The sequence below is a fragment of the Parasynechococcus sp. genome (assembly GCF_042954245.1).
GTDB lineage: Bacteria > Cyanobacteriota > Cyanobacteriia > PCC-6307 > Cyanobiaceae > Parasynechococcus.
Genome location: NZ_JBGKDP010000134.1, coordinates 1 through 3,962, shown reverse-complemented (window position 1 = coordinate 3,962; position 3,962 = coordinate 1). Strand labels below are relative to the sequence as shown.

Sequence of the window (3,962 nt, the reverse complement as noted above, 5' to 3'; positions counted from 1 at the left end):
GGTGCGCAGCGCCATGGCGCTGCGCGGCCGTGTGCCGATGGCACTGCTCGTGGCCGTGGGCGCCCAACCCGATGCAGAGGCCCTGAGCGACAGTCTTGAACAACTGGGTTTTCGACGCAGCCTTCCGCCTTCGGACCAACTAGGTGCCGAAGCGTGCTGGGTGAAAGGAGCCTGTCTGGTGCTCATCGGGCGAGGTTGCTTTGACCAATGGGCCGGCTGGGCAGAAGTCGGCATCGCCACCGCCGGAACAGCGACAGAACAACTCGTGGGTCTGGGCATTCCAGCCCTGTCCCTACCGGGACCAGGGCCGCAGTTCAAGCCAGGCTTCGCCCACCGTCAGAGCCGCCTATTGGGGGGAGCAGTTCGTCCGTGCTCTGACGAATCCGAACTCACCAGATGGCTCGAATACCTGCTGGCTGACCCGGCACTCCGCTCCCATCTGGGACGAATCGGTACGCAGCGGATGGGGCCAGCAGGGGGAAGCGATCAGCTGGCAAGCCTGATCCTGGATCGCTTCAACGGATACTGAAGATCCCCGGTTGGTTGCGATGGCCGCGATTCAAGACCCCACCCTCGTCAAACTTTGTGCCCAGTTGGCGAGTCGACTGAGCATTAGCCTTGCCAGTGCCCGGCGCCAGGTGGAACAGGCCGCGGCCCGTGAAGGTCATCGCGATGTGGAAGGACGGCAAGCGATGGCTGAATCCATGCTGGCCGCCCTCGACAAGGACAACTGTGACCACGCCCGTCAGCTGGACGCGTTGCTCGAGAACAGCGAAGGCGACGGCAACTTCATGCTGGAAGACTGAGCTCCAGCCTCAGTGCTCAAAGATCTGGTGAAAACGCAGCCGATCCAGCTCGGCAACCACCGGAACGCACTGAAAGCAGCGTTGCGCCAGATCCCAGCGCCTTTCCCTCCGCAACATCTGCTCCAAGCGCTCGCGGGCTGGCAGCAGATAGCGCACATCGTTGGCGGCATAGGCCAGCTGAGCATCCGTGAGTTCGTCCACTCGACCCCAGTCACTGCTCTGGGCGCCCTTGTCCAACTCAACACCGACCAATTCCATCACCAGATCCTTGAGGCCATGGCGGGGGGTGTACGTGCGGCCGAGCCGACTGCCGACCTTGGTGCAGAACACGGGGTTCACTTTGATCCCCAAACCGGCAGCAAGCGCGGCCACATCGAAACGGGCGAAGTGAAACACCTTCTCCACCGTGGACGCCTCAAACAGACGCTTGAGGTTGGCTGCCTCCGTCTGGCCCAGGCCAATGCGGACGCAGGCCACACGGTCCTCGGCGTCGGCGATCTGAACCAGACAAAGCCGATCACGCCCATGGATCAGCCCCATCGCTTCGGTGTCAACGGCAAGCCGCGGGGACTGCAGGTAACGCTCCGTCCAAGCTGCATCGAGATCGCGATCAAAAACGGCGAATTTCGCTGGGGATGACGACTTCTCAGCCATGACTGCAGGAAGGGATGGGGCCAGTGTGGCCAACCGCCTCCACAGCAAGCCTCAAGACTCTCCTCTTGAACCTCGAAATGAGATCGCTTTTGATTGGTCAAGTCGTCCCGCACCTGTGTTCTCTCGCAGAAAGCCTTCGCGCACCTGTCTGGCAGACATCGAGCAGTACTTCCATCAGCCGCCGCCGCAATTCCTCGACCTCGAACTGGCTGTCTGCTGGATTCTCGAGTGCTTGCTTAAAGACGACAACTACCCCTCCGGACTCCTACAGAAACTGATCCGAGAGGAGCCACAACTGCGGCTTTCTGAAACCGTGCTGCAACAGGCCCTGGAGTTCCTTGAGCAACAAGGCTCCATCAGCAGTTACACCCAACGCTGCCCGAGTCGCGGACGGCCGCGGCGCATGCTGCATCTTGAATCTGATGCGCGCGGCGAAGCCGAGCGACTGATGCAGCCCTGGCGCAGCTGGCTGGACTCCCACCGGTTCGCCTTGAACTAAGCGATTCAGCCGGCGCAAGGCTTAAAAAGGTTGAACACCACCGGGATGCCATGCCTGCAGGATTCCAATCCACCCTCCTGCTGATTGTTCTGTTGGCGATTGGCCTGGTGTTCTTTTTGCGCGCAGCCAGCAAAGACCGAACAACGGTGGTGGATGTGATGTCTCCCCAACCCCCCATCACCGTTCTCGACGGGCTCAGTAGCTGGTTGGAGGATCGCGGTTGGAGCCGAGATGGCGGCGATGCAGAGCGGCAGGTGCTCCGCTTCAAGGGGAAAGTGGCCTCCAGCCAACTCCTGGCGGTGTTGCTGTCGGTACTGGCCGCCATTGGCTCCGCCTGCTTCGGCCTGGTCCTGCGTCAGCTGGTACCTCAACTGCACTGGTGGCCTCTGCTGCTGATCGGCTTTGGTCCTCTGGCAGGAGCTCTGTACTCGCGGCGGGCGGCTCGCACAGAGGCCCTGGAACTGCAATTGCTGCCGGCTCCCGAGGGAGAGGGCAGTGCCATTCGTCTGCGGGCCCATCGGGACGAATTGATCGCCATCGAACTGGAACTGGCTGAGACCCTGCAACTCGCCAGCAATGGGGGCCTACTCTCTTCTCCGATCTGAACCATGCATCTGCCGGCCTGGATGCGACGGCGTCGCTTCGCCACAGGGCTTGCCATCACAAGCCTGTCGCTGGCAAGCCTCGCGATGACCAAGGCTACGGAACAGCACAACTTGCTTGGCACAGCCGAGCTCAGCAACGAACCAGCAGAGCAACCAGCACCGGAATCGCCGGAGCCCTGTCCCGAGCCCACCACGCCAGATCCCCTGCTAGGCCCACGCACAAAGAAACCCGGGAGCTGGGTCGGGCGAAGCCCTGTGCAGACCAACCTGCCGATCGTCGTTATGGCAGGACATGCCGACTCCCAGGGGACTGCCAGTCCCGGAACCCCTGGATATGCCGTGGTTCAGCAGAAGCGACCACCGATGCAACCGGACATTCGCGATGAGCTGTTCTGGAATCGCCAGGTTCAGGCCGCTGTGGTGAGCCAAGGCCAAGCCCGTGGCTTGAACATCCGCGCCTACACACCTCCTTCCATCAGCATCGCGAACGACGATGACCCTGCCACCAACTGGTCAAAGGCCAAGGTCTTTTCGGAGCGTGGTGAATACGTTCTGGAGATCCATTTCGATGCCTACCGGCCCCATGGCTTCGGCTCCGGCCTGATTCCGGTGCTCGCAAATGTGCGTGAACTAAGCGTCGTCGATGAAAACCTGGCCCAAGCGTTTGGGCGCTACCCACGCCTTTTCCGCGGAGGCCTTGGCGGTCCACGTCGCGGCATCGGAATTCTTGAAATCGCCATGCTTGAACCTCCCCTCGAAACGAAACTGAGGGATCCGAGCTCAAGGGAGCACACGGTGAGCTGCCTGGCCGAGCGCGTGGTGAACGCGCTCGTTCAAGGCGTCAGTTAGTTGATCGCTCCATGGGGGCGACAACGTTCATCCAGCGAGGCATCACCCAGCCAGTCCTGAGGCTTGATGAACAGTTCGGTCAGCAGGGCCTCCCGTGATCCAGCCTCTGCGGTGTAGCCGTACTCCCAACGCACCAGCGGAGGCAGAGACATCAGGATCGATTCCGTCCGTCCATTGGTCTGCAGGCCGAAGATCGTGCCACGGTCCCAGACCAGGTTGAACTCCACATAACGGCCCCGGCGATAGAGCTGAAACTCCCTCTCGCGATCGCCATAGGCCATCGGATGGCGCTTCTCCACGATGGGGGTATAGGCGGGAAGGAAGGCTCTGCCGTTGGCGTGCCCTAAGGAGAACAGCTGCTCCCAACTCAACGGCCGAGCTCCCAAACGGGCTGACATCTGAGCCGCAGGACCGGAGGGATCCTGGCCCTTGTAGAGCGTGCCATTGGCATCTTGGTAGTCGTAGAAGATGCCGCCAACACCGCGGGTTTCACCGCGGTGCTTCAAATAGAAGTACTCATCGCACCAGGGCTTGAACACCTTGTGCAGA

At 61.4% G+C, this 3,962-nt stretch carries 6 protein-coding genes and 1 pseudogene; 5 read left to right on the top strand and 2 right to left on the bottom strand.

Features of this window, described 5'->3' with window-relative positions; translation table 11 throughout:
• Positions 1-529 (top strand): annotated as a pseudogene (locus ACGVJ8_RS05965) (sugar synthetase); the annotation flags it as partial.
• Positions 530-548: 19 nt separating this feature from the next.
• Entirely contained in the window at positions 549-806 is a 258-nt protein-coding gene (locus ACGVJ8_RS05960) for a hypothetical protein (protein ID WP_392346323.1), read from the top strand.
• Positions 807-815: 9 nt separating this feature from the next.
• Here ACGVJ8_RS05960 and ACGVJ8_RS05955 read toward each other — a convergent pair whose 3' ends face one another.
• Positions 816-1,460: a ribonuclease D gene (locus ACGVJ8_RS05955; protein ID WP_392346321.1), complete on the bottom strand. Its 645-nt coding sequence runs from the start codon at positions 1,458-1,460 to the stop codon at positions 816-818.
• A 115-nt stretch (positions 1,461-1,575) separates the two neighbouring features.
• On the opposite strand from ACGVJ8_RS05955, the gene ACGVJ8_RS05950 reads away from it, so the two are divergent.
• The 3 genes from ACGVJ8_RS05950 to ACGVJ8_RS05940 are packed head-to-tail and all read left to right on the top strand — an operon-like array spanning position 1,576 to position 3,413.
• Positions 1,576-1,959, top strand: a complete 384-nt coding sequence (locus ACGVJ8_RS05950) for a helix-turn-helix transcriptional regulator (RefSeq protein WP_115010493.1) — start codon at positions 1,576-1,578, stop codon at positions 1,957-1,959.
• A gap of 50 nt (positions 1,960-2,009) precedes the next feature.
• Positions 2,010-2,564: a cofactor assembly of complex C subunit B gene (locus ACGVJ8_RS05945; RefSeq protein WP_392346319.1), complete on the top strand. Its 555-nt coding sequence runs from the start codon at positions 2,010-2,012 to the stop codon at positions 2,562-2,564.
• Between the two features lie 3 nt (positions 2,565-2,567).
• Positions 2,568-3,413: an N-acetylmuramoyl-L-alanine amidase gene (locus tag ACGVJ8_RS05940; protein ID WP_392346317.1), complete on the top strand. Its 846-nt coding sequence runs from the start codon at positions 2,568-2,570 to the stop codon at positions 3,411-3,413.
• Here the strand turns inward: ACGVJ8_RS05940 and ACGVJ8_RS05935 are convergent.
• Positions 3,410-3,962: coproporphyrinogen III oxidase (locus tag ACGVJ8_RS05935; RefSeq protein WP_392346315.1), on the bottom strand; the 553-nt coding region annotated here is incomplete at its 5' end. The two genes, ACGVJ8_RS05940 and ACGVJ8_RS05935, sit on opposite strands and share 4 nt — an antisense overlap.